We start from the raw sequence: 18,625 nt of genomic DNA, 5'->3' as shown, positions 1-18,625 counted from the left end.
CCTCAGAAGTAGAAGTTGGCCTGCAGTTCCGCCGCACGCGGACGGCCGAGCAGCCATTGCTGGCCGCCGTTGGACACCGCCTCGGCGTAATACTTGTTGAACACGTTGTAGACGCGCAGTGTCAGCGCCGCCTGCTTCGTGACGCGCCACGACAGCGACGTATCGACCGTGGTGTAGCTCGGCACGCGCACCCGGTTGGCGGTGTCGGCATAGCGCCCGCCCACGTAGCGCAGCCCGGCGCCGAACGACCACTGCGGCAGGAACTGCCACGTCAGCCACGCGTTCGCGGCCTGCTGCGGCACGCTGGTGGGCACATTGCCGGCACGCGACACCAGCACGCCACCCACCGACTCGTTGAAGTCGTCGTAGCGCGCCCGCAGCACCGTGCCGTTGACGTCGAGCCGCAGCCCGCGCAGCACCTCGACGCTCGCCGATGCTTCGAGCCCGCGCGACGACTGCTCGCCAACCTGCTGGGTGATCGTCGGGTTGAGCGGATCGCGCGACAGCAGGTCGTTCTTGCGGATTTCGTACGCCGCGAACGTCCACTCGCCACGGTTGCCCCAGAACGCCTGCTTCACGCCCACTTCCACCTGCTTGCCGGTGGCCAGGTTGAAGTTGCGCTGGGCGTCCGACGTGGTGATCAGCGCGCCGAGCGGGTCGGTGGCCGTGGCGTACTGCGCGTAGACCGACAGCGACGGCGTGAACTGGTACACCGTGCCCACGCGCCACGTGGTGTTGGCGAAGGTCTTGTCCCACTCGGAACTGGCCACGAGGTCCCGGCGGGTCATCGACGCATGGTCGAAGCGCACGCCGCCAATCACCGACCACTTCTCGGTGAACGCAATGCGGTGCTCGCCAAACAGCGCGTACTGGGTGGTGTTGGTGCGGAAGCGCGGCGATGTGACGATACCCGGCGGGCTGAAGAACAGCCCCGGATCGAACGTGTAGGCGTCCACCACCGATGTGCCGCCATACGGCGAGTTGTTCGAGTGCGTGAAGTTGATCTTGTTGACGTCGAAGCCCACCGTCGTGGCGTTGTCGAGCCCGAACAGCCGGCTCCTGACGGTCAGGTCGGCGCGGTTGCCCACCTGCTCCTGGTCGTGCAGGATCTCCAGATAGTCGTTGCGCCGCACCTGCCCCGTGGCGGGCAGGAAGTTGTAGGTCTCGCTGTCGCGCCAGTGGCGATGGCTGGTCAGGTAGTAGAACTGGTTGCGCACCGTGACGCGGTCGTTGGGCGTCCATTCGGCGTTGAGCCGCGTCCAGCGGTCGCGGTAGCTGACCTCGGCATCGCCGACGTTGTAGTTCTTCTTTTTCAGCGCGCGGTCCAGGCTGCCGTTGACCAGCGGCGTGCCGAAATACTGCTGCGGATGCTGCGTGCCATCGTCATACGACAGCGTCAGGTTGAACTCGGGATTCACGTCGAGCCGTACCGACGCGGACACCATCAGGTTGTTCGCGTCCCCCCGGTCGACCCAGCCCGCCGAGCGGTTGTAGGCCGTGGCAAAGCGGTACGAGAGGTTGTCGTTGACCTTGCCGCCACTGTCGAAGGCCGCCCGCGCGGTCTTCTGGGTGCCGCCCGCGACCTGCAGTTCGTTCTCGATCGGGCCACGGGTCGGCTTCTTCGGCACCACGTTGACCACGCCGCCGATGGCCCCTTCGCCATACATCACCGAGGCCGGGCCGCGCAGCACCTCGATGCGGTCCACCGCCCAGGTGTCGAACGGGAACGTCACCGTGCCCGACGCCACATACATGCGCGTGCCGTCATAGAGCTGCATGACCGAACCCTGCCCCGCGAAGCCGCGCGCCGTCAGCGACGTGCCGCCGTTGCCCGGCGCCGGATTGGCGGTGATGCCCGTGGCGCGCGTCACCGCTTCGCGCACGCTCTGGTCACCGCGCGCGCGGATGGTCTCGCCCGACAGCACTTCCACGCTGGCGGGCGTTTCCAGCGGTGTCAGGCCGAGCCGGCTGCCGGTGAACTCAGGCCGCGACAGCGCCAGGCCGGGCTGGGCGGCCTCGCTCACGGTGACGGCGGGAAGCGTGGTATCGCGCGATTCGGCCGTGGTTTCGGCGAACGCGGCAGGCAGGTTGAAACTGGCGAACGTGCCAAGCGACACGGCCATCAGCCGGCGCGAACGGCCGGCGGCATGCGGAAACGGTTTGTAGTGCATCGTAAAGCCGGACGACCCCGCCCGCGCAAGAAAGTCGATGTCGACAGCGGGCCGGTATCCGGGCTGGCAGGCCAAAGCGCATGGGCTTCCGGGAGATCCGTCGCCTTCCCACGCCAGCCGAAGCCGGCGCAGTGGCTGCCGGGCCCGATCCCTGGGATCGAGCCGGCATGACGGTTCCCAACCTGCTTACCGTTGCGGGGGCAGCACAGGCATTGCCGCATCGAGCGGCGCACCTGTTTCCCGTTTAACCCTCCGGGAGGAGGGCACCTGCGGTCACGAACGGCACCCCATCGGGTGCCGCGTGCGCATTCTACGCGCAACCTCGCGTGACCGGGAGTGGAACGAAAGAACTAGTCCCCGGCGTTGCGTGCAGCCATCAGGGACGCATGTCCTGGTACAGCTTCAGCATGTTGCGGTACTTGCTGGCGGTCCGGTCAATCGAGAACTGCATTCGCACCGCGTTGTCGGCAAACGCCACGCGCTCGGTGTCCATCTCCACGGTGTTGCCGTCCATGCTCGACTGCAGCGGCACCCGATATAGCAGGTCTGCCTCCAGCGTCCGCGGCGTGGCCGGCAGATGGGCCGCCGAGGTGGTCGTCATCCCGTCGAACCGGTGCCCGGTGCCCATGGCGCTTTCCAGCGCGTCGCTGAAGTCGATATCGCGCGCCTTGTAATTGGGCGTGTCGGCATTGGCCACGTTGGCGGCCAGCAGTTCGAAGCGCCGCGTGCGCAGCCGCAACGCCTCCTCGTGAATGCTTGGCCCGCCCCGCGCGAAGCGGGGAATATGCAGGTCATCTTCCATCCGGTACCTCTTGCTTCTTCATCGAGGGCACAGCGTAGTGCATCACCGTGCCCTCCGGAGGGCCGAACTGGGGCGGTTTTCCGCGGGTTTCACATTACCGGGCTGACATGTTCCTCCACCGACCGGGCCGGGGCCCCGGCTTCGCGGCCGTGCGCCAGCCGGTACATCACCGGCAACAGCAGCAGTGTCAGCGCCGTGGACGACAGGATGCCGCCGATCACCACCGTGGCGAGCGGCCGCTGCACCTCGGCGCCTGTGCCCGTGGCAATCGCCATCGGCACGAAGCCGAGCGAGGCCACCAGCGCCGTCATCAGCACCGGCCGCAGGCGGGTCAGTGCGCCGATGCGCACGGCGTCGTCCAGCCCATGGCCTTCCTCGCGCAGCGAGCGGATGAACGACAGCATCACCAGCCCGTTGAGCACGGCCACGCCGCACAGCGCGATGAAGCCCACCGCCGCCGAGATCGACAACGGAATGCCGCGCGCCCACAGCGCCAGGATGCCGCCGGTCAGCGCGAACGGAATGCCCGTGAACACCAGCAGGCCGTCCCTGAGGTTGTGGAACATCGCAAACAGCAGCAGGAACACCAGCAGCAGCGCCACCGGCACCACCACCAGCAGGCGCTGCCGTGCCGACTCCAACTGTTCGAACGTGCCGCCCCACGACGACCAGTAGCCGGCGGGCAGCTTCACCTGGCTCCGGATGGCCGCCTCGGCCTCGGGCACGAACGAGCCGATATCGCGGCCGCGCACGTTGGTGCTGACCACGATGCGGCGCTTGCCGTCCTCGCGCGAGATCTGGTTGGGGCCGGGCGCCATGTCCAGCGTGGCCACCTCGCTCAACGGAATGAAGGTAGTACGCGCCTCCGCGCCGCCCTTCGGCAGCGGGATCGGCAGCCGGCGCAAGGCCTCCACGTCGCCGCGCACCGTCTCGGGCAGCCGCACGACGATATTGAAGCGCCGGTCGCCCTGGAAGAACAGGCCCGCCTCGCGCCCGCCGATGCCCACCGCCACGGCATCCTGCACATCGCTCATGTTCAGGCCGTAGCGAGCCGCCTTGTCGCGGTCGATGTTGACGGTCAGCATCGGCAGGCCGGTGGTCTGCTCGACCTTGACCTCCTCGGCCCCTGCGATGCCCTGCAGCACCGCCGCCACCTTGCGGGCCGACGCCTCCAGCACCGCGTTGTCGTCGCCGAAGATCTTCACGGCCACGTCCGAGCGCACGCCCGACAGCAGTTCGTTGAAGCGCAGCTGGATCGGCTGGGAGAACTCGTAGGCGTTGCCCGGAATCCGGTCGGCTTCGGCGCGGATGGCGTCCAGCAGTTCCGCATGGGTCTTCTTCGGTGCCGGCCAGTCGCGCTCGGGCTTGAGCATGACGTAGCCGTCCGAGATATTCGGCGGCATCGGGTCAGACGCAATTTCCGCCGTGCCGGTGCGCGCAAAGATACGCTCGATCTCGGGAAACTTCGCCTTGAGCGTGGTTTCGAGCGTCTTCTGCATTTCCACGGACTGCGACAGGCTCGTGGCCGGGATGCGCAGCGCCTGGATGGCCATGTCGCCCTCGTTGAGGTTGGGGATGAACTCGCTGCCAAGCCGCGTGGCCACGGCCAGGCTGAACACCACCGCCACGGCGGCCAGCGTCAGCACCACGGGCGCGTTGGCCAGCGAACGCTCCAGCAGCGGCGCGTAGCGTGCCTTGGCCCAGTGCATCAGGCGGTTCTCCTTCTCCGCCACGCGTCCGCCGATACACAGCGCCACGGCCGCCGGCACGAACGTCACCGACAGGATCATCGCGCCGAGCAGCGCCAGCACCACCGTGAAGGCCATCGGATGGAACATCTTGCCTTCCACGCCGGTCAGCGCAAAGATCGGCAGGTAGACGATCATGATGATCAACTGGCCGAACAGCAACGGCCGGCGCGCCTCGCGTGCAGCGGCAAAGACCTCGGCGAAGCGCTCGCCGCGCGTCAGCGTGCGGCCCTCGCGCGCCTGCGCGTGCGCCAGGCGCCGGACGCAGTTCTCGACGATGACCACCGCCCCGTCGACGATGATGCCGAAATCGAGCGCACCCAGGCTCATCAGGTTGGCGCTGATCCGGTAGTTCACCATGCCGGTGAACGTGAACAGCATCGACAGCGGGATCACAAGCGCCGTGATCAGCGCCGCCCGCACATTGCCGAGGAACAGGAACAGGATCACGATGACCAGCGCCGCGCCTTCCAGCAGGTTGGTCCGGACCGTGGCGATGGCCTTGTCCACGAGCTGGGTGCGGTCGTAGACGGTGACGATCTTCACGCCCTCCGGCATGGTGCGGTTGACCGCCGCCACGCGCTCGTCCACGGCCCGCGACACGGCGCGGCTGTTCTCGCCAATCAGCATGAAGACGGTGCCCAGCACCACCTCCCGGCCGTTATCGGTGGCCGCGCCGGTACGCAGTTCCCTGCCGATGCCCACATCGCCGATATCGCGGATACGGATTGGCTGGCCCTGCGCGGTACCCACGATCACATTGCGCAGGTCGTCCTCCGACCTGACCTGCCCCGGTGCCCGCACCAGGTACTGCTCGCCGCGCCGTTCGATATAGCCGGCGCCGACGTTGTCGTTGTTGCGCTCCAGCGCCGTGACCACGTCGCCGAGCGTCAGCCCGTACGACGCCAGCCGCTCCAGGCTCGGCGCCACCAGGTACTGCTTGTCGAAGCCGCCGATGGTATTGATCTCGGTGACGCCGGGCACGGTGCGCAACTGGGGCCGCACCACCCAGTCCTGCAGTTCGCGCAGGTCGGCCAGCGTGTAGCGCGAGCCGTCGGGCTTGCGCGCATCGTCGTCGGCCTCCACGGTCCACGAGTAGATCTCGCCCAGCCCCGTGGAAATCGGCCCCATGGCCGGCACCACGCCCGGCGGCAGGTTCGACTTCGCCTCCTGCAGCCGCTGGTTGACCAGTTGCCGCGCGAAGTGGATGTCGGTGCCGTCGCGGAAAATCACCGTCACCTGCGACAGGCCGTAGCGCGACAGCGAGCGCGTCTGCTCCAACCCCGGCAGGCCGGCCATCACCACCTCCAGCGGATACGTCACGCGCTGCTCGGTTTCCAGCGGCGAGTAGCCCGGCGCGGCGGTGTTGACCTGCACCTGGACGTTGGTGATGTCCGGTACGGCGTCGATCGGCAGGCGCGAGTAGTTGTAGATGCCCAGCGCGGCCATGCCGAGCACGGCCAGCAGCACGACCCAGCGCTGCTCGATGGCGAAGCGGATGATACGTTCGAACATGGCTCGGCTCCCGTATCAGTGGCTGTGTTCCACGCCGGACTTGCCCAGTTCGGCCTTCAACACGAAGCTGTTGGCGGCGGCATAGCGTGCGCCGGCTTCCAGCCCCCCGACGATCTCGACCACGCTGCCGTTGGCGCGTCCCGGCCTGACGGCGCGCATGACGAAGCCGTCAGGCGCTTCGAGAAAGACCACCGTCTGGCCGTCCACCTCCTGGATGGCCTCGGCCTGCACGGCCACCGGCACGTCGACCGTGGCGCCGAACACGCTGACCGTCACGAACAGCCCGGGCCGCCAGGCCCCCTGCGGATTGGTCAGCGTCACGCGCGCCTTGGCGGTGCGCGTCTGCTCGCCAAGCAGCGAGCCCACGTACGACACCGTGCCCTGGGCCTTGCCGTCGAAGGCGGTCGAGCGTACCTCGACCTTCTCGCCGAGCCGCACGCGCTGCAGATCCTTGGCCGACACCACGAACTCGGCCCAGACGCTCGACAGGTCCGACAGCGTAAAGACGTTGGTGTCCGCCGCCACGGCCTCGCCCAGCGAGATATGTTTCTCGACGATCATGCCGTCGAACGGCGCGCGCAGTTCGTAGCGGTTCAGCGCCGTGGCGCTGGTGGCGGCGCCCACGGCCGTCAGCTTCTGCCGGGCGTTCTGCACCGCGATCCGGGCTTCCTGCAGCGCGGCGCGCGCCGCGAGGTAATCCTGCTCGGCCGAGATCCTGCCCTCCCAGAGCTTCTTCTCGCGGTCATGCGTGGCCTGCGCCAGTTCGAGCCGCCGCTGCGCGGCCAGCAGTTCGCTGCGCTGGTCCGACAGCGTGCTGCTGGCAATCACCGCCAGCACCTGGCCCTTGCCGACCTGCTGGCCGATATTGGCCGGCACGCTCTCCACCACGCCGGCCAGCCGTGGCACCACATGCGCCGTGCGATCCTCGTTGAACCGGATCTCGCCGGGGAAGGCCACGCCCGACGACACCTGCGCCGGCCCGGCCACCTGCACCGTGACCCCGGTCTTCGCTCTCTGCTCCGGCGTCAGCACGATCTTGCCGGGCGAGGCGCGTTTCTCCTCCTCGTGATGCCCGGCATCGTCGTGCTCCTCGGCGTGGCTGTGTTCGCCCGCGTGGGCATGGTCGTCGCCGTGGGCAGAGCCGCCCTTGCCGGTCTTCAGGAACAGCGCCGCGCCGGTGGCCAGCGCGCCCGCCACGAGTATCGCCACGATGGTGGTTTTCTGCTTCTTGGAGATTGCCATGATGAATTCCGTCTTAGCGTCCGAGGATGCGATCGATCGTCGTCGCGGACTGATGCGTCTGTGCCAGCACGCCGAGGTAGCGGATGCGCGCCTGGAACAGCGTGCGCTGGGCGTCCAGCACGTCCAGGTAGCTGAACTTGCCGGCGTCGAAGCCGGTCGTGGCGGCGTTGAGTGCCTGTTCGGCGGCCGGCAGTACCGTTTCCCTGAGCAGCCGCGCCGAATCGCGCGACACCGAAAGCTGGTTCGACGCCTGCAGCAGCGTGCGCGAGAGCGCGATACGGTTGGCGAGGTGTTCGTCCTGCGCCTTGTCCGCCTGGCGGATCGCCTGGTACAGGTTGCCCTGGTTGCGGTCGAACAGCGGCAGCGGAATCGCCACGCCAATCACCGCCATGTTGCGGTTCGCCTCGTTGTCGCGCTTGGCGCCGAGACTGAGCGTGAGGTCCGGATACTGGCGGCTGCGCTCCACGTTGACGAGCGCCTGGCGCCGGTCGAGTTCGGCGCGGCTCATCGCCACGAGCGGCGATTCGTCGAGCGCCTGCTGCAGCGCTTCGGGCGCCGGCCGCGACGGCAGCGCGCCGGGATCGCCCACCGCCTCGGAGAACTGCGGACGGGTATTGCCCCACAGCGCGGTCAGCCTCTGCCGCGCCGACAGCAGCCCGGCGGTGGCCTCGGCGAGTTCGAGTTCGGCGTTGGCTTGCTCCACCCGCGCCTTGGTCTCGTCAACCGGCGAGATCTTGCCGGCTGCCACGCGCCGCGCCGCCGCCTGGGCCGCGCGGGTGGCGATGTCGGCCGAACCGGTGGCCAGCTTGACCCGCTCCTGCGCGATCAGGACGCCGAAGAACGACTCGATGACCTGCGACCGGATATCGGCGCGCACGCTCGACAACCCGGCCTGCGCCACGTCACGCGCGCGTTCGGCGGCGCCAATGCGCGCCGAGCGTTTGCCGCCCAGTTCGATCGGGATATTGGCCTGCGCCGTGGTGGACCGGGTGGCGCGGCGCGTGTCCTCCATGTTCGCCTCGATCTCCGGATTGGGGATCGTGCGGGCCTGCATGATGCCGCCTTCGGTGGAGTCCAGCTCCTTGCCGGCGGCCGACAACGAGAAATTGCTGGCCGCGGTCAGCGACAGCGCGCCTTCGAGATCAAGCGGGCCGGTGCCCTCCACGGCCGTGGCGGCAGCCACCGGCGGCTGCGCCATGGCAGGGACAACAAACGGAAACGGGCTGAGCAAGGCAACCGCCAGCCCTAGCGGCATGTAGATTCTTCGCATCGAATTGCACCAGAGGGAATGACTGGGGAATTCGGCGAAACGACTCGGGGATTAGACTATGGGGTCGTCTCGCCGTCAGGCGAGACGCTGCCACTGGGGACGGTCGGGCGCGGAAGGGTTGCGCGAGGAGAATGGCATTTCATGCCGGCTGGCACCGGCGCCATGGCCCTGGGCCTGGCTTTCCACCGCTACATCACCCCAGGCCATCGGGACCGACACAGCGTGGCAGACGCCGCAGTCGGTATCGACCACGGGCATCTTCTCTTTCTCCACGCCATCCTGCGCGGCCTGGTGGCGATGCTCGTGATGGCCCAGATGCCACGAAGCGACGGTCGTCTCGTGCTGGCAATAGCTGGCCGCTGCCGCCCAGGAAAACTGGAACGGCAGGACGAACAGCAGGCAGATCAGGAGAAATCGACGCATCCAGCCAGGGGGGTGAGGTGGCTGCCGGACGCAGGGATGCCCGGAGCCGCCGCAAGTTTACCGCAATCCCGGCATCCGCCACATTACGAAATGGCAACAGGCAGGCGCCGCATACGCTACACGGCCAGCCGGGGCGCCTGCGTGCGCGAGGCCAGCGCGAAGCCGATCTGGATCGCCCCCATCGTCAACCCGAGGCCGGCGCCGATCTTCCACGCCAGCGAGTAGTTCGACATCAGGTCATAGAGCCAGCCGCCGCCAAACGCCCCGACAAAGCTGCCGAGCTGGTGGCTGAAGAACGCCACGCCGGCGATCATCGCCTGCCAGCGCAAGCCGAATGTCTGCGCAATCCAGCCCTGGACAAGAGGCGAGACGCCGAGCCACAGGAAGCCCATCACCGAGGCGAAGATCATGGTCGTCTCCGGCGTGGGCAGGACATGGAAGAACCAGATGAAGCCCAGCGAGCGCAGCATGTAGATGCAGCCGAGCAGCAACAGCTTGTTGACGCGGCCGCCGGCCCAGCCGAAGAACAGGCTCCCCAGCACGTTGAAGCCGCCGATCAGCCCGAGCGCCTGCGCGGAAAGCATCGGATCCATGCCGCAGATGTCGAGGTAGGAAGGCAGGTGCGTGGTCAGGAACACCAGCTGCATGCCGCAAACCGTATAGGCCAGCGCCATGACGAGGAACGGCGGATGGCGCAGCGCGCCCATCAGTGCGTGCCGGCCGCTCTGTTCGGCCTGCCGGGCGTCGAGTGGCGGGCGCGATTGGTCCACCCGCCCCGCCGTCCAAGCCGCCGGCAGCATGACCAGCGCGAGCACCACGAACGCAGCCACGCCCATGCGCCAGCCCCACTCCTGCGTGATCGCCTGGCCAATCGGCGCCGCCAGCATCGCACCCAGCGAGCCCGAGGCCGACACGAAGCCAAGCACCATGCTGCGCACCTGCGGCGACACCGCGCTCGACGCCGTGGCCATCGCCATGGCCGTCCCGGTGGTGGCCATGGCCGTGCCGATCAGCAGCCCGGCGCCCACCACCACGGCCAGCATGGAATGAGCCGAGGCCAGCAGTGCCAGCCCCAGCAGGTACAGCACCGAACCGCCCACCATCAGCGGCCGGAAGCCGACCCGCACGGCCAGCGCGCCCGCGAACGGCTGCAGCACACCCCACGTCAGATTCTGGATGGCCACGGCCACCGTGAAATCGCCCACCGAGATGCCAACGTCGCGCGTGAGCGGCGGCACGAAGATGCCCAGGCTCTGCCGTAGCCCCATCGCCAGAGACAGCATGACGGACGCGCCGATCAGGATGGGCAGCACGGGGCGCAGGGAAGACAGCCGGGACATGGGGGCACTCCGGGGGGCGGTGCAGGCATCGAAGATGACGATTCTGCAGCAATTCGCCGCGGAGTGTTATTCGAGACAACGCCAGGGCCGTGTTGCCTGGCAGTACGGAGGGGGGACGTCCCGATTCTGCGAGGTTTGCTCCCCTCTCCCGCAGGCGGGAGAGGGGAGCAAGAAAGCGTTGGGGGCCTCTTTCGCTCACCCGCCCCGCAATACCGTCCGGAACCCGATATGCGATGTCGGCAGGTCCCGTTCCGCCGGCTCCCTGGCCGAGGCGCGGTACCGCACGCAGAAGTCCGGCGCGCACAGGAACGACCCGCCCTTGATCACCGCCATCTGCGCGACCGGTGGCTCCGCCCGCCCATGCGACTGCGCGGCCACGTAGGCGGTGTCTCCGTTCGCATGCGACTGGCGCGGCCCGGTGTAGGCGTCGCCGGTCCATTCCCACGCGTTGGCGATCATGTCGAACAGCCCGAACGCGTTCGCGGAGTAGCAGCCCACTGGCGCCAGCCCGTCGAAGCCGTCCTTCGCGCTGTTCAGCGTGGGAAAGATGCCCTGCCAGTAATTGGCGGTGGGCACCCCCTTGGCGTCGTTCGGCATCGTTTCGAGCGCGGGACCCGACGCCCCGGCCTTGGCCGCATACTCCCATTCGTCCTCGGTCGGCAGGTCATGGCCGAGCCATGCCGCATAGGCGCGCGCATCGGCCTGCGTCACGATCGTGACCGGCTGGTTATCCCTGCCCGCGAGCGACGAAGCCGGGCCGGTGGGATGACGCCAGTCCGCCCCGCGCACCATCGACCACCACGCGTAGGGCCGCGACTGCAGTTCCGCGCCGGTCGGCTTGTGGAAGACCACCGCTTCGCCAGCGCGCTCGGCGTCGGTCACGTAGCCGGTTGCCTGCACGAACGCCGCGAACTGCGCGTTCGTGACTTCGGTACGGTCGATCCAGAAACCGGCCACGCGCACCGCGCCGGCCGGACGTTCATCCGGATAGCCCAGCGTGGTGCCGGGCACATACTCTCCGCCGCGCACGTGCGCCATGCCCGCCGTCCTGGCCTTGCCCCAATCCTGCGGCAGGCCGCCATACGCGGCGCACTGCCCCGGCGTGCCGAGCGCGGGCGCCGCGTGCAGCGGCACCGCACGCGCGGCCAGGGCGGCCGCCGCGCCCACGGCAAATGCCAGGACCACCACCGTGACGGTTGTCTTCATACGTGTTCGAGCATCGGATTGCGGGAAGACCGCCATGCTAGAAAGCCGGCGCCGCGCGGCGAACGAATCATTTCGCCTATCGTTATTCGTGCACCGCACCACAGGCCGCGCTTGACGCGCGCAAGCCGCAGCTATATAACGGCTGCGTGGGTAGAAGCGGTCGATTGAACAGCAGCGGCGCAATGCCGCGAGGTTCATCTGGAGATTGCTCACTGACGGAGTTGCTGTCAGTGGCGCGTTCGACCAGGCCGGTCCCACCTCCCTGACACGACTCCCTGTCTTTCACCAGAGTCATCGTTAGGGGATCTCAATGATCATCGACACCAGTTGTTACCCGGCGCTGCAGAAATGCGCCGAACTCGGCGTCATGGTCGGTGCTTCCAGTCGCGCATCGTCGAATTCGCGCGCCAGTTGCCGCGCGACAAGATCGTGTTCGGCACCGATACCCCGCCGAACGAACCCGGCATGTGGCTGCGCGAGCTGGAAATGCTGTGCGGCGTGGCGCTGGTGCCGAAGATCGGCGCGCTGTTCTCGTCGATCCCCGCGGCCGCGCTGGGTGGCGCCACGCTGGTGATGTTCGGCGTGGTGGTGCCGGCCGGCATCCGCACGCTGGGGCAGGTGGACTACGAGCGCAAGCCGGCCAATCTCAGCGTGGTGGCGCTCACGCTGGCCTGCGCGCTGATGCCGGTCATCATGCCCAACCTGCTGGCCAAGCTGCCCGCCGCGCTGCAACCGTTCGTCCACAGCAGCGTGATCATCGCCTGCGTGGTCTCCGTTTTCCTGAACCTGGTGCTCAACGGCATCCCCGCGCGCGACGCAGCTGCGGCTGCATTCGCACCTGTCAGAAACCGACAACTACGTGAAGTTCTGCGCAGAGAACCATGGTTGCACCCCGGTGCAGTTCGTGGCCGACCATGACTGGCTGGGCCCCGATGTCTGGTTCGCGCATCTTGTCACGGTGTCGCCCGAAGAGATCAGGATGCTCGGCCAGACCCGCACCGGCATGGCGCACTGCCCCGTCAGCAACGCGCGGCTCGGCAGCGGCATCGCCCCGGTGCGGGCCATGGCCGAGGCCGGCGTGCCGGTCTCGATCGGCGTCGACGGCGTGGCGTCGAACGAATCGGGCAGCATGGTGCACGAGGCCAATTTCGCGTGGCTCGTGCACCGGGCGCTGGGTGGCGCCACCCAGACGCGTGTCGAGGAGGTGATCCACTGGGGCACGGCCGGCGGCGCGCAGGTGCTGGGCCTGCCCGGCGTGGGCACGCTGGCGCCGGGGCAGTCGGCCGACCTGGCGATCTACGACGTCAGCGGGCTGCGTTTCGCGGGCTTCCACGATATCGCCACCGCGCCGGTGGCCGCCGGCGAGCCCACGCCCGTGCGCGACGTCTTCGTGCGCGGCCGGCATGTGGTGCGTGACGGCGCCGTGGCCGGGCTCGACATCGCGCGGCTGCGCCGCGACGCCTCGCAGGCACTGGCCGCCCTGTTGCCCTGAGGCGCCGCCATCCACTGACGTTGACAGCCATCAAGACCCTCCCGCCACGCTGACCTAGACTGGCTGAGTCCCCGGCACCGCGCCGGGGCGCACCTCACCCACTTTCTTGATCCACCCGTCAGCCACCCGAAGGAGGCAGCCCATGGCAGTCATGCAAGCAGCCGTTTTCGTGGAGCCAGGCAAGATCGCGTTGCGGGAGAAGCCGATTCCCGCCGTTGGCCCCACCGATGCACTGATCCGAATCACCACCACCACCATCTGCGGCACCGACGTCCACATCCTCAAGGGCGAATACCCGGTGCAGCCCGGCCTGACCATCGGCCACGAGCCGGTCGGCATCATCGAAAAGCTCGGCAGCGGCGTGCAGGGCTACCGCGAGGGCCAGCGCGTGATCGCCGGCGCCATCTGCCCGAGCTTCTACTCCTATGCCTGCCAGGATGGCTGCGCGTCGCAGGACGGGCAGGGCCATGCGCACGGCTACAAGCCGATGGGTGGCTGGCGCTTCGGCAACACCATCGACGGCACGCAGGCCGAGTACGTGCTGGTGCCCGATGCCCAGGCCAACCTGGCCCCCATCCCCGATGGCCTTACCGACGAGCAGGTGCTGATGTGCCCGGACATCATGTCCACGGGCTTCTCCGGCGCCGAGCACGCCAACATCCGGATCGGCGACATCGTGGCGGTCTTCGCGCAGGGTCCGATCGGACTGTGCGCCACGGCCGGCGCGCGGCTGCGGGGGGCTTCGACGATCATTGCCGTCGATGGCATCGGCGAGCGCCTCGGCATCGCCCGCCAGATGGGCGCCGATGTGACGCTGAACTATCGTGAGACCGATGTCGTCCAGGAGATCCTGCGGCTCACCGGCGGGCGCGGCGTGGATGCCTCGATCGAGGCGCTGGGCACCCAGGCCACATTCGAATCCGCGCTGCGTGTGCTCAAGCCGGGCGGCACGCTGTCGAGCCTTGGCGTCTATTCGAGCGACCTGCGCATTCCGCTCGATGCGTTCGCGGCCGGCCTGGGCGACCACCGCATCATCACGTCGCTGTGCCCCGGCGGCAAGGAGCGCATGCGGCGCCTCATGAACGTGATTGAAACCGCGCGGATCGATCTCTCCCCGATGGTCACCCACCGCTACAAGCTGGCCGATATCGAAGCCGCGTACGACCTGTTCTCGCACCAGCGCGACGGCGTGCTCAAGGTGGCCATCACGCCCTGAGCGCTCTCGTCCCCCCGTCGTTTCCCCCTCGTTTCCCGGCCGGGGCGTTACGTAACGCGTAACGCCCCGGCGCGCGCCTGCCACGGCCGGATATGGCTCTGCGGGCCGCGCCGCCATGGAACGCTTCTTGCCCCTTGTCTGATGCACGACACAACAGACAACAACAAGCAGACAGAAACCGGGGAGCGTCACCATGAGGGCAGCCGTCTTGGAAGCCCGGCCTTTGGTCGGGATCGGGATACAGCGGGTACTGCATCGGATTGCCGAAATCGAAGCGTCGAGCGTGGTCTCGCCGCAGCTGGGAGGCGCCAGCTCGCTGCGCTCGATTGAACTGCTGGTGGTTGGCGAGCTGCTGCAGGGCTACAGTCCGGCCATGCTGGAACTGCTGGGTTCGGCCTCGGCCGTGCGCTGCGTGCTCTACATGGGCCCGGCCGGCGAGGTGCAATGGATGCCGCCGCGCCAGATTCCGCCGCTGCTCTCGTGGCTGCCGGAACATGCCTCCCCCGAAGCCATCGAGCACACGGTGCGGGTACTGATCGCCTCGCTGCGCGCCGCAGGCGTGCCGGCGGAGGACGATTCGCCCGACCTGCGCGCCGGGCACGTTGCCAGCCCAACCTGCCAGGGGGGCGGCGAGCCCATTGTGATCGACCCCCGGCTGTTCGCCACGCCACTGGTCCAGCCGATGCGGCGCGCCGTGTCGGATTGCGTCACCGAAGCGCGCCTGCTCAACCTGACCCAGCGGCAATACGACGTGCTGGTGCTGTTGTCGAAAGGCATGTCGATCAAGCTGATCAGCCGGCGCCTGCATATCTCGGTGCCAACCGTGAAGAGCCACACGCTGCAGATCTACCGCCGGCTCGCGGCCAGCAACAAGACCGAGGCGGTGTTCGTGGCCCGCGAGAAAGGCGCGCGGCTCGAAGCGGTCTCCACCGGCGCGGCGGGCGCGGGCGCCGTGGACAACGCCGCCGCCTGACGGCAACCGTCCTGCCCGGCAGTACGCATCGGCCAACCGGTGCGGCTATCGCACATTGCATCGCAGCACCGGGGGCTGACCCCGACTACGGCGGCAAATCTCCTCGCCGATAATCGGCAAGGCCGACGCACTCGGCCCTGGAGCCCCTCGCGGGCTGACAAGAATGATCAGTGAAGGAGATGCAGTGAGCAGTATCAAGCGTAGTACCGCGCGCACCGCGTGCGGGATGGCCGTTGCCATCGCTTCCGTATTCGCAGTGCCCGCCGCACCGGCCATGGCCGCCGACGCCTGGCCCGCCAAGCCGATCAAGGTCATCGTGCCCTACACGCCGGGCGGGTCCACCGACACCGTGTCGCGCGTGGTGTTCGAGCGCGTGGCGCAAAGCCTGGGCCAGCCGATCATCATCGAGAACAAGCCCGGCGCCAACAGCACGCTGGGCGTGGGCCTGGCCGCACGGTCGGCGCCCGATGGCTACACCTTCGTCTCGGTGCTCGCGGCGTACAGCGCCAACATGTCGCTGTACTCGAAACTGAGCTACAAGCCCTCGGACCTGACCCCCGTGGCGGAAATGGCCGAACTGCCACTGTTCCTGTTCGCCAGCAAGAAGGTGCCCGCCAGGACCGTGGGCGAGCTGGTGGACTACGGCAGGAAGCACCCCGATACGCTGACGTTCGGTTCCAGCGGCGTCGGCAGCTCGGCCCACCTGACCGGCGAGCGGCTGGTCATGGAATCGAAGGTCCGCATGACCCACGTGCCCTACAACGGCAGCGCACCGATCCTTCCGGCGCTGGTCTCCGGCGAAGTCTCGGTGGCGTTCGACCCGCTGCTCGTGCCGATGCCGCACGTGAAGTCCGGCAAGATCAACGCGCTGGCGGTGGCGTCGGCCAAGCGCTGGCCCGGCGAGCCGAACATCCCGACCATGGAGGAATCGGGCTTCCCGGGCTTCGTCATGAGTTCGTGGACGGGTCTGCTGGCACCGGCCAGCACGCCGCAGCCGATCATCGACCGCATGGCGAAGGAAATTGCGGCAGCCACGCGCAGCCCGGACGTGGCCCGGAAGCTGACCGAACTCGGCTTCATCCCGGTGGGCAGCACGCCGGAGGAGTTCCGCAAGCTGATCGAGCGCGACATCACGCGCTACGACCAGATCGTCAAGGCCGGCAAGATCACGCTGGATTGATGCACGGCGGCCGTGGCCCGCGCGCCATGGCCGCCTTTCAGCGCTGCGCGGCGTCCTGCCGCGCCTTCCAGGCCGCGTAGAGATCGGCCGCGCCGTCCAGCCGCACGGGCACGTAGGCAATCTTCATCGACTGCTCGGCAAACGGGCGGGCGAGGTCGGCATAGATCGCGGCCGTCGACAGCCCGAACGGCTCCCCATCGTCATTCGAATAGGCGTACGCCACCTCGGTCACGCCGGCCAGCCGCATGGCGGCCATGCACATCGGGCACGGATGGCCGCTGGCATAGACCGCGCAACCGGCCAGGCTGGGCGTGCCCAGCGCCTGGCTGGCAGCACGTATGGCATTGAGCTCGGCGTGCGAGGTGGGATCGTTGCTGGCCAGGATCTCGTTGACGCCGGTGGCCAGCACCTTGCCGTCGCGCACGATCACCGCGCCAAACGGGCGTCCGCCGGCCTCCATGTTGGCCTGGGCAAGGCGGATGGCTTCGCGCAGGAAGGGTTCGGCGTGGGTCATGAGGTCTCTCCTGGTCATCGGGAAGGCGATGATACCCGCCACACCCTCAGCGCGCGTGGCCCACGTCCCGCTCTCCCGGCAGCAGCAGCACGACCATCGCCGTGCACGAGGCAATGACCGCCATGCCGAGGAACAGCGACGCGAAGCTCGACGCCTTGACCACCGGCCCCAGCAGCCAGACCGCCAGCGAACTGATGCCGAATGACACCGCCAGCCGCATGCCCGCCACGCGCGAGCGCACGCTGTCGTCGACATAGCGCACGATCATTGCGTCGGTGAACGGAATGCTGCCGAAGATGCAGACCATCGCGCCGAGCAGCGCCACGAACAGCCACCAGCCCTGCGCCAGCGCCGCCATCACGAGCCAGGGAATCTGCGCCAGCACCAGGCAGAGGTAGAGCCGCTTGAGCGGCATCCGGTCGATCAGCTTGCCCACCACCACCTGCGTGAGCGACGCCAGCGTGTAGATCGCCGCCAGCAGCAGACCGATCATCGCCGGGTCTTCCACCAGCCCGGCGAAGCGCTCGGTCAGCAGTTGCGGATTGCCGTTGGTGGTGAAGTTGAACAGCAGGCTGCCCGTCACGGCAGCCGCCGTCATGACCACCAGCGCGCGGGCCAGCATCCTGGGTGGCAGCACCACCAGCGGCGGCTTGCGGCTGCGGCCCGGGGCCGGCCCCTGCGGCGCGCAGAGCATGGCAAACGCGATGCCGCTCAGGATCGAGATGGCCCCCGGCACGGCAAACGCCGCGCGCCAGCCCCAGGACTGCACCAGCAGACCCGTCAGCAGCGCCGCACCGGCCACGCCAAGATTGCCGGCCAACCCGTTCAGTCCGATGGCCGAGCCGGGCCGGCTCGACCGCTGCACCAGCATCGGAATACCCACGGGGTGATAGATGGCCGCGAACAGTCCGATCAGCGACAGCCCCGCCGCCAGCTGCCACGGCCCCTGCGCGAAGGCGGTGGCGAAGGCGGCGATACCGAGCCCGAAGAAGAACACCAGCATCATCTGCCGCCGGCCCCAAAGGTCTCCGAGGCGGCCCGCCGGCACGGAGCCGAGACCGAACAGGAAGAACGCCCCCACCCCGTACGGCATCAGGTCCTCCCAGCGCGCAAAGCCGAACTCGGCCGCAATCGTGCCGATCGCCGTGGCGAAGATCAGCAGGAACAGGTGGTCCAGCGCGTGCCCGACATTGAGCAGCAGCACAACCTGCAGGGGGTGGTCTTCCGTGGCGGGTCGCTCCAGCGCGGGCGCGGCCGACGAGGATTCGATGGGCATGGCTCGGTGTCTCCTCCGATGGTCTTTGCAGCGTGGCTGCTTGTTGTGGCGCCTACCTTAACACCGCACCTGCATCCGGCGCCGCCGCCGCCGCGTCTCCCCCGCATTTCCTCGATTCAATTATTTTGAATAACTATGACACCGATAGCCTGTTTTCGCCGCGCTGCCGGCCGCTATAGTTCTACCCATGGACAGCGCAGCAACGCAGCGAAACACAGCAAGACGACGCAGCGCTGGCCGATAAAACCTCAAACTTA

13 protein-coding genes, 2 pseudogenes and 1 riboswitch are annotated in these 18,625 nt (G+C 68.1%); of the genes and pseudogenes, 5 read left to right on the top strand and 10 right to left on the bottom strand.

The window, feature by feature from the left end:
* Positions 1–2: 2 nt before the first annotated feature.
* From EV147_RS16195 to EV147_RS16160, 8 genes are all read right to left on the bottom strand, one after another.
* Positions 3–2,123, bottom strand: coding sequence for a TonB-dependent receptor (locus tag EV147_RS16195; RefSeq protein ID WP_407923254.1), 2,121 nt, complete (start codon positions 2,121–2,123; stop codon positions 3–5).
* Positions 2,124–2,203: 80 nt separating this feature from the next.
* A riboswitch (cobalamin riboswitch) is annotated at positions 2,204–2,457 on the bottom strand.
* Positions 2,458–2,547: 90 nt separating this feature from the next.
* Positions 2,548–2,973, bottom strand: coding sequence for a flagellar basal body rod protein FlgB (gene flgB / locus EV147_RS16190; RefSeq protein ID WP_130392251.1), 426 nt, complete (start codon positions 2,971–2,973; stop codon positions 2,548–2,550).
* A gap of 89 nt (positions 2,974–3,062) precedes the next feature.
* Positions 3,063–6,236 (bottom strand): CusA/CzcA family heavy metal efflux RND transporter, encoded by a 3,174-nt coding sequence (locus tag EV147_RS16185; protein WP_130392250.1) that lies wholly within the window; start codon positions 6,234–6,236, stop codon positions 3,063–3,065.
* A 15-nt stretch (positions 6,237–6,251) separates the two neighbouring features.
* On the bottom strand, positions 6,252–7,478 hold the full coding sequence (locus EV147_RS16180; protein ID WP_130392249.1) for an efflux RND transporter periplasmic adaptor subunit: 1,227 nt from the start codon (positions 7,476–7,478) through the stop codon (positions 6,252–6,254).
* 13 nt (positions 7,479–7,491) lie between these two features.
* Positions 7,492–8,748 carry a TolC family protein gene (locus tag EV147_RS16175; RefSeq protein WP_130392248.1) on the bottom strand — a complete coding sequence of 419 codons (1,257 nt, stop codon included), beginning with the start codon at positions 8,746–8,748 and terminating at the stop codon, positions 7,492–7,494.
* Between the two features lie 75 nt (positions 8,749–8,823).
* Positions 8,824–9,171, bottom strand: coding sequence for a cation efflux protein, CzcI family (czcI, locus tag EV147_RS16170; protein ID WP_130392247.1), 348 nt, complete (start codon positions 9,169–9,171; stop codon positions 8,824–8,826).
* A 116-nt stretch (positions 9,172–9,287) separates the two neighbouring features.
* Positions 9,288–10,511 (bottom strand): MFS transporter, encoded by a 1,224-nt coding sequence (locus EV147_RS16165; protein WP_130392246.1) that lies wholly within the window; start codon positions 10,509–10,511, stop codon positions 9,288–9,290.
* Between the two features lie 195 nt (positions 10,512–10,706).
* The gene (locus EV147_RS16160) at positions 10,707–11,717 is read right to left on the bottom strand and encodes a formylglycine-generating enzyme family protein (RefSeq protein WP_235844772.1); all 1,011 of its coding nucleotides are present in this window, start codon (positions 11,715–11,717) and stop codon (positions 10,707–10,709) included.
* A 369-nt stretch (positions 11,718–12,086) separates the two neighbouring features.
* Between EV147_RS16160 and EV147_RS16155 the strand changes: the two are divergent.
* The 5 genes and pseudogenes from EV147_RS16155 to EV147_RS16135 all read left to right on the top strand — a co-directional run.
* Positions 12,087–12,635: pseudogene (locus EV147_RS16155) on the top strand (solute carrier family 23 protein); the annotation flags it as partial.
* A pseudogene (locus tag EV147_RS16150) lies at positions 12,526–13,209 on the top strand (amidohydrolase family protein); the annotation flags it as partial. The pseudogenes EV147_RS16155 and EV147_RS16150, both read left to right, overlap by 110 nt.
* Positions 13,210–13,351: 142 nt before the next feature.
* Complete coding sequence (locus tag EV147_RS16145) at positions 13,352–14,425, top strand: NAD(P)-dependent alcohol dehydrogenase (protein ID WP_130392244.1); 1,074 nt, start codon at positions 13,352–13,354, stop codon at positions 14,423–14,425.
* A gap of 193 nt (positions 14,426–14,618) precedes the next feature.
* A complete protein-coding gene (locus tag EV147_RS16140) occupies positions 14,619–15,398 on the top strand; it encodes a helix-turn-helix transcriptional regulator (protein WP_130392243.1) in 780 nt (259 codons plus the stop codon).
* A gap of 226 nt (positions 15,399–15,624) precedes the next feature.
* Complete coding sequence (locus EV147_RS16135; protein ID WP_235844799.1) at positions 15,625–16,578, top strand: tripartite tricarboxylate transporter substrate binding protein; 954 nt, start codon at positions 15,625–15,627, stop codon at positions 16,576–16,578.
* Between the two features lie 37 nt (positions 16,579–16,615).
* Here EV147_RS16135 and EV147_RS16130 read toward each other — a convergent pair whose 3' ends face one another.
* Together EV147_RS16130 and EV147_RS16125 are read right to left on the bottom strand one after the other, a co-directional pair.
* Positions 16,616–17,092 carry a nucleoside deaminase gene (locus EV147_RS16130; RefSeq protein ID WP_130392241.1) on the bottom strand — a complete coding sequence of 159 codons (477 nt, stop codon included), beginning with the start codon at positions 17,090–17,092 and terminating at the stop codon, positions 16,616–16,618.
* A 46-nt stretch (positions 17,093–17,138) separates the two neighbouring features.
* Positions 17,139–18,368 (bottom strand): MFS transporter, encoded by a 1,230-nt coding sequence (locus tag EV147_RS16125; protein WP_130392240.1) that lies wholly within the window; start codon positions 18,366–18,368, stop codon positions 17,139–17,141.
* Between the last annotated feature and the right edge of the window lie 257 nt (positions 18,369–18,625).

Source organism: Cupriavidus agavae (genome assembly GCF_004217045.1).
Classification (GTDB): domain Bacteria; phylum Pseudomonadota; class Gammaproteobacteria; order Burkholderiales; family Burkholderiaceae; genus Cupriavidus; species Cupriavidus agavae.
The sequence above is the reverse complement of the archived record's forward strand: the minus strand, read 5'-3'. Positions and strand labels throughout refer to the sequence as shown.